The organism is Actinophytocola sp. (genome assembly GCF_045807065.1).
GTDB lineage: Bacteria > Actinomycetota > Actinomycetes > Mycobacteriales > Pseudonocardiaceae > Actinophytocola.
Window position 1 is genome coordinate 1 of sequence record NZ_JBJMIE010000360.1, and the last position, 6,977, is coordinate 6,977.

The following is a 6,977-nucleotide window of genomic DNA, read 5'->3' on the forward strand; positions in this document are numbered from 1 at the left end:
AACCCGTCCGGCACGATCCACGGCGGCTGCTCACCACGCCTCACGACCCCACATCATAGATCAACATCCACGCAGGACGAAAGACCCAAGATCATCTTTGTTAGGAACTCTTAATCATCTGGGTGTCGTCGATGATCAGGACCCCGTCCCGGTCACCGAGGTGCTCCAGTACGTAGTCCCGGACCTCGATCATCCATCACCTCGAATATCACGCCTGCTCATCCCGAGGGACCTGCTTCGCTTCGGGGACACCGCGTTTCCTGTGATGACTGGAAGAGCAGTCGTGAAAGTGATCGACAGGCGCCGAGCGAGGTCACGCCAGGTGGCAGCAAGCGCGAGCGTCTACTCGTGCCGCCGATCCAGCGTGTGCAACGTCCGCTACTGCCGACGAGCGTATGTCGCAGTGGTGGCGTACTGGCGGCAACCCGCATCCGTTTGCCGTAAGTGGGGTTGGCGACGGCGTGAGGTATCAGCGGATAAGGTGTTTGGGCTGTAGCACGAACTCGACGGTGGCTTGCGGCGGGATCATCTGTCCCGGTCCATGGCCTGCTGGCCATCTGAAGTTGTCCGCAACCGACTGCGCCAACTCTGCCTCCACATGGGGAGCATTGAGCCCGTGGTGTGTCAGCGGATATCGCGGTTCGAGCGCTTCTTCAAACTCGCCAGGCACGTCGAGCGCGTTGGTGTAGCGGTCGACGTAAGATAGCTTGACCAGGCCCACCTCCAAGTTCGGCTCCGGCGCCGAACAGTTGGCCGCGCCGCAGCCGTCACCGATGCTCCGACCGTACTGTCGGGGCTGCCCAGCTCCCACAGGTCGACCGGAAGCGTGGTAACACGGTTCATGACGGTCGCGACTACTAGTCGTGCAGTCCTGTCGAAATGTGTTGTTTAAGGCGTTGGTGGACGACGCGCTGACCAGCGTCGAGATTAAGAACAGTCTCGACAAGATGGATCCAATGACCAGCGATCTGTTGCGGCACGCGTGTCAGCAGCAACAGGACCGTATGTGGCGGGACCTCGGTGAAGCTGGCACCGAGTTCGACGACGTTTCGGCGAGGCACGAGCGGCTTGAGGCGCTCCCACCGCCGGTGTTGTGGCTGAGATGGGCAGCTACCTCGGCGGTCGTTCACATCGTCCTCGCAACAGCGGGATCGATGTTGCTGGCGCTGTCGTTCCTCGACGGTGGCCCCAGCAGTGCGGGATTCCTTGCGCACACACCGCTATTGGTCACCTCGGTCATCCTCGGCGCCGTCGCCGTCCTGGCGGTCGTGCTGCGCAGGCTTCTGCTTGCGAATTTCCTCTTCGCTGGGCAGCGATTGCCCCGCATTATCCTCGAGTCCAGTCCCGTGTTGCTGTCCATCGGTTCGTTCGTCCTGTTTTACTGCGGGGTTATCAATGTCGTCACTGAACAGGAGCTGACCAAATCAGGAGGGTCGGATCATGCGGACGCTTACGTCCTGATCAGCGTGGTCATCGGTGTCCTGTTCGCGATACCGATCACGTTGGGTGCCGCCCGCCTCACGACGCCTGTGCGCCGTTGGCTTCTCGTGACCGCCACGGCGGCACTGTTGATCATTGTGGTCAGTACGCCGCTCGCACTCCAGCTAATCGACGGCACCGGTTCGGTAGCGGTCGACATCGGCTTCCCTGACTTCTTTCTCGTGTTCTGGGGTGAGGTCTCGATGACGATGGGAACGTTGCTGTCCTTGGCGGGTGTTCGGGCCACCACGACCGGAGCGGTGCGAGCGGCGTACCACGCCGTGCGCGCGAGGGTGTCGGAGGAATTGACCGAGTCGTATATCCTGCCGTTTCTCCGCACCGACATCAGTCGTCGCTTAGATGACTACTCCGCGTTGCTCGACGTACACGACGCTCCCGGACTCAGCCAGGTGTTCGATCCCCTCTACCGGGTACCGACCGTCGCGGCAGCAAAGGTCGACAAGCTGATCAAGGGCATGCCGGGTGGCAGTATCGGACTCGCCGGTGCCCGTGGCTCCGGCAAGACCACCCTGCTGGAGGCATGCTGCGAAGCTGGGCTCACCGCAGCAGGCGTAGCCGTCGTCGTCGCAGCCCCGGTGGAGTACTCGGCGAGGGAATTCATCCTGCACCTGTACGCCAAGGTGTGCGAACGGATCGCTCACGTCGACGGTGACCGTCTCCGACTTATGGCGGGCAGGGCACGGCGGCGAATCATCATGCAGTCGCTGCTCCTCACGTTCGCCGGCGTCACGACTATGAGCCTCGGCTTGCTTTGGACAATCCTGCCAGACGAACTGGACATCAAGACAGGGCAACTGGTGGCCGTGGGTTTCATCTTTGTCGGGGTCGTCGTGTTCATGACGGGGTTCGTACGAGGGATGGTGGCCCAGCGTTACTGGCGTGGTCCCGCCTCATTGGAGGAGCTCGCCGGCATGCGACTGGAGGAGATCCGGTTCCAGCAGTCGTTCAGCACCACCGCGACCGGCACGGTCAAACTCTCAGTGGGGGTCGAAGCAGCCGTCAGCCGCGGCCGCAGCCTGACTCGGCAACCGATGACCTTGCCGGAAGTCGTCGACTCTTTGCGCGACTTTCTCGAAGCGGTCGCTCGGGAACACGACCGGGTCATGATCGGGATTGATGAACTGGACAAGATGCGGTCGGAAGCGGCCGCCGAGCAGTTCCTCAATGACATAAAGGGAATTTTCGGCATCCGCAACTGCTACTTCGTCGTGTCGGTCTCCGAGGAGGCGATGAGCACCTTCGAGCGCCGCGGACTGCCGTTCCGCGACGTCTTCGACAGCACATTCGACGAGATCGTCTGGTTCGAGCATCTCACCACAGCCGAGGCGATCACCACCATGGACCGACGCGTCGTCATGCCCATCCCATTCAAACAGCTGTGCTACACCCTGTCCGGCGGCCTACCCCGTGACCTCATCCGCGTCGCGCGCACGATCATCGCCGACCAGGCCCCCTCCGGTCTTACGGACCTAGCCACCATTACCGCCACGACAGTGCTCGACGAACTCAAACGCAAGGCCCGTGCGATGGCCGTCGCTGTCCGCCGCACTGATCCCGAACCGCAGACCGGCCAGATCCTCCTCATTTGCGACTCGACGCAGAAAATGCAGTCGATCACGGTGGACGGCGTCCGCAACCTCATCACCGCACTGGCCGTAGGACCGCACTCAGCCATCCCGTCCCCACTGCAGACATTGGCCGCTGAGTTGGGCTGCTTTTACTACTACTTGGCCACCGTTCTCGAATTCTTCACCGACACACCGAACAAGGAGCGGTGGCAACAGGCCGGCAGAGGCGCCGACAACGACCGTGCCCTAGTCAACCTGGCCCGGGCGCGCCAGGCATTCTCGACAAGCTCCCGAGTAGCTTGGGCAGGCGTATCCCGGTTCCGCGAAGCATGGGACATGGACACAATGCCCGACCCCATCAACCCGCAACCGGCCGCCGCTGGCAATGGAGCACACCCGGCGACCACCATGTGACCCAGGACTGTCGGCACTGGAACACGACCTGAACACTCTCTCATGCCGCGACGGGTGATGCTTGGACGAATGTCTGGGGCTCACGCTCGGTTACATGGCTACGACGAGCGTTGATGATGTAGTGCTGCGGTTGGCGGTGTCGGCTTTACCTGGGCCGGTACACCGGCACCTCGCGAGTCCACTCAGAGCCTGACCTGTGGATTTACCTGGCCTGGTGTGCCGAGCGGGACTTGGCGCCGCTGACCGTGGGTCGTCCGCAGGTGGAGTTGTACGTGCGGTGGATGCAGGAGGTCCGCCGGTTCAAGCCGTCGACGGTGTCGCGGCGAATGGCGGTCGTGACCGGCTTCTACCGCACCTGCGTGATCGACGCCGTGCTCGAGCACTCGCCAGCCGACCATGTCCGCCGGCCCAGGGTGCCCAACGAGTCACCGGTACTCGGGCTCTTCCACCTGCAGTTCGAAGCTGTCCTGGCCGCAGCCCGCGAGTCAACGGACAGGTTCGACTTCGCTCTAGTCGCGATGCTCGGTCTTCTCGGGCTGCGCATCTCCGAAGCCAGCGGCGCCAATGTCATCGATCTGGGCGAAGAACACGGCCACCGCGTCCTGCTCGTCCACGGCAAAGGCGGCAAAGAGACCCTGGTACCCCTTCCACCAGCCGTCGGCCGGGCCCTCGACCAGGCTGTCGCCGACCGGCTGGCGGGGCCAATCCTGCTCAACCGGCGGGGCAGGCGCATGGACCGGCACTGCGCCACCCGCCGCCTGCACAACCTCGCCCGAACCGCGATCGTGCGGCTACCGCGGCTGCACCCACACTTACTTCGGCACACCTACGTCACCACCATGCTGGACGCCGGCGTCGACCTCCGCGACGTCCAAATCGCCGCCCGCCACGCCAATCCCCGCACCACCATGCGCTACGACCGAGCCCGAAAGAATCTCGACCGCCACCCCAACTACATCCTCGCCGCCTACATGGCCAGCGCCACCTGAACCCCTCAGTGACCGCGCATGCCGAATGGCGGACATGGTTGGGTCAGCCGGGCGACCGCGCCTGGACCGGGTTTGACACGGCCCGTTTGTCGCTCTCCCGCTTCCCTTGGGCATTGCCGTCCACTCGACACCGGCCAGCGGGTTGACAAGGAACACCCTTCTCGTGCACGTCGTCACGCTGTGAACAGCTGAACGCAAGCTGCGGGCGCAGGCAAGGCCAGCACGTACTCTGACAGAGGCATCCCCGCCAGCGACGAGAACCATCCGGCGCAGGTGCTAGCCGGTCGTGCCCAGCGTCTTGGGAGAACGTAACCAGACCGCGCCCGACCACAGCGAACCAATCCGATCATTCACGACGCTGGCCGGTGATCTCGTGCCGGATCTGACACCATCTCAGTCGGTCTGTTCACTGAGTTCGTCGCCGGTGTTGTCACGAGGAGTCACGTTGGTGTTGATCAAAAGTGACAGCGGGTGGGTTCCCGCTGTGCTCAATTCGTTCGATTCGGAGTCCGAACTCCAGGATCTGCTGCACCAGGACCCTTCTCTTGTTCCAGGGTGTGAGGGCGCGGCCGCGGTCCGGGAGTTGACCATTCCCGGTGTCGGGTCCGTCGACCTGGTGTGCGTGGACGGCGAGGGCACCGTGACTCTCGTCGAATGCAAGCTGAAGTCGAACCGGCAGATCCGCCGCGAAGTCATCGGCCAGATCATCGCGTACGCCAGCGGCCTCGCCGGCACGAGTTACGAAGAGTTCGACCAAGCGTTCGCCAGCCGGGCCGGCAAACCTCTGCTGGCCTCGGTCGAGGACGCCGCGGGCCCAGAGATCGAGTCCGCTTCTTTCCGCACCGCAGTGGCCGAACGGCTGTCGGCAGGGATGTTCCGGCTGGTAGTGGCGGTGGATGAGATCACAGACGAACTACGCAATTCCGTGGTCTACCTAAACGAGCACTTCTCGAACTCCGTCCTAGTTATGGCCCTCGAGATGGGCTATCTCAAGCACAACGGTGTCGAGGTACTCATCCCGAAAACCTACGGCGCGGAATTCGAACCAGGAAAACTCCGCAGTGCCGCAGCGCCGAAGCGGTACTGGACGGCCGACGACATCACCACCTTCGTCGAGGAAATCGAGAGCCAGGAACAACGATCCGTGCTGGAGCGCTTGCTCCAGCACGCCACCGACAACGCCGCCAAACTCAAGGGCGGCACGAGTCCGACCCCGTCCGGCGGCTACTACTACCTCGTCGCAGGCGCCCGCCGGTCGATCTGGTCGCTCTACCTCAAACCACACGGCGCCAGCAGCATCGTCGTCAACCTCGGCTCAATCGCGAACACATCTCCTCCCCTCGCCGAGGCCATGGCCGACAAGCTCCGCACCGTACCTGTGCTCGCCGCACGATTCGCGGGCCAGAGCGCGACCGTGAAGTATCCCGAGTTCAGCCTTGCTTCCCTCATCCAAGATCCGCTCACCATCACGACCCTGTGTGACGTCTTCAATCTCGCACTCAACCAACCCGCAGATCCTGCGAAGGCTGTGCCTCACCAAGCGGGACACGGAGCAGCACCACCGCAATCAGCCCAGTGAAGCCGATATACATCACGCCACAGCGAGCGAGTCCAGCAGCACCTGCACGATCGGCATATTTGAACGCCAGACGCACCTTCATGCAGTGTTGCGACCGGCGGCGGTCGTCGAGCATCGCGCGCTCATGCCGAATAGCGGATTTTTCTCAACACCGTGCGGTCCGATGCTGAGTTTTCCGTGACGTCGGGCACGTGGTCGAACGCGCCGCGATGGCCTCGTTTTATGGTCCCGCTTCCGCAAATGTCGCGAGCGTGTTGGCGACTGAGGTGAGTGCTTTAATGACGTTGCGGCTCAGGTGTTCGAAGATCTCGGCGGGTGTTCGGAGTCCCGGCGCGATCGAGGCGATCTCCAACTCCGCAGCACTGCCGGCGTAGTGGGCGAATCCGCCCTTCGATCGAAGTCGCTGGAGGTCCTTGAGGGGCTGGACAGTCTCTGCCGCGCCGCCACGCTCGACGAGGTACAGCTGCAGGAGCCCCAGGCTTCCGGTCTGCTTGTCCGCTGGCGTGGCTAGCGCGTCCCGGATCTGAATTATGTCGAGGCTGTCGACCAGCACCTTCGACAGAGTCAGCAGGGGAGCCAACAGAGCGCTCATGTCGCTGACGACCGGCGCGTGCAGGGCTTGCCATTCGGTCGCTGCGGGTTCGGTGAGCGGCCGCCAGAGCGGCCAGCCCTGGAGTTGCTGTAACTGGTCAGGTTGCTGTGTGAGGGTTTAGCTGGTTGCGGGCGTCCAGGGGTGGCCTGCGGTGAGCATGACGAGGACTTCGAAGAAGTGTTTGCCGTGTTTTGCGGCTGTGGAGAGGTAGCTGCGGATGGCGCAGAATTGTCGGGCTCCGGTGAGGGTTCGGAGGCAGCCGGACACCTTCTGCCGGAGTTTGATCATGCGGGATATCGCGTTCGGATCCGTTGTTGTCAGCGGGTATTCGCCAG

The 6,977-nt window shown here is 63.0% G+C and carries 5 protein-coding genes and 1 pseudogene; 3 read left to right on the plus strand and 3 right to left on the minus strand.

Annotated elements, in window-relative coordinates; genetic code table 11:
* Positions 1-469: 469 nt before the first annotated feature.
* Positions 470-727 (minus strand): hypothetical protein, encoded by a 258-nt coding sequence (locus ACJ73U_RS20950; protein WP_407779359.1) that lies wholly within the window; start codon positions 725-727, stop codon positions 470-472.
* 172 nt (positions 728-899) lie between these two features.
* Between ACJ73U_RS20950 and ACJ73U_RS20955 the strand changes: the two genes are divergently transcribed.
* From ACJ73U_RS20955 to ACJ73U_RS20965, 3 genes are all read left to right on the plus strand, one after another.
* Positions 900-3,482 (plus strand): P-loop NTPase fold protein, encoded by a 2,583-nt coding sequence (locus ACJ73U_RS20955; protein ID WP_407779360.1) that lies wholly within the window; start codon positions 900-902, stop codon positions 3,480-3,482.
* A gap of 281 nt (positions 3,483-3,763) precedes the next feature.
* Positions 3,764-4,471 carry a tyrosine-type recombinase/integrase gene (locus tag ACJ73U_RS20960; RefSeq protein ID WP_407779363.1) on the plus strand — a complete coding sequence of 236 codons (708 nt, stop codon included), beginning with the start codon at positions 3,764-3,766 and terminating at the stop codon, positions 4,469-4,471.
* A 286-nt stretch (positions 4,472-4,757) separates the two neighbouring features.
* Positions 4,758-6,050: a hypothetical protein gene (locus ACJ73U_RS20965; protein ID WP_407779361.1), complete on the plus strand. Its 1,293-nt coding sequence runs from the start codon at positions 4,758-4,760 to the stop codon at positions 6,048-6,050.
* A 220-nt stretch (positions 6,051-6,270) separates the two neighbouring features.
* Here the strand turns inward: ACJ73U_RS20965 and ACJ73U_RS20970 are convergent, their stop codons facing one another.
* On the minus strand, positions 6,271-6,642 hold the full coding sequence (locus tag ACJ73U_RS20970; RefSeq protein ID WP_407779362.1) for a hypothetical protein: 372 nt from the start codon (positions 6,640-6,642) through the stop codon (positions 6,271-6,273).
* 117 nt (positions 6,643-6,759) lie between these two features.
* Positions 6,760-6,977 (minus strand): annotated as a pseudogene (locus ACJ73U_RS20975) (IS66 family transposase); the annotation flags it as partial.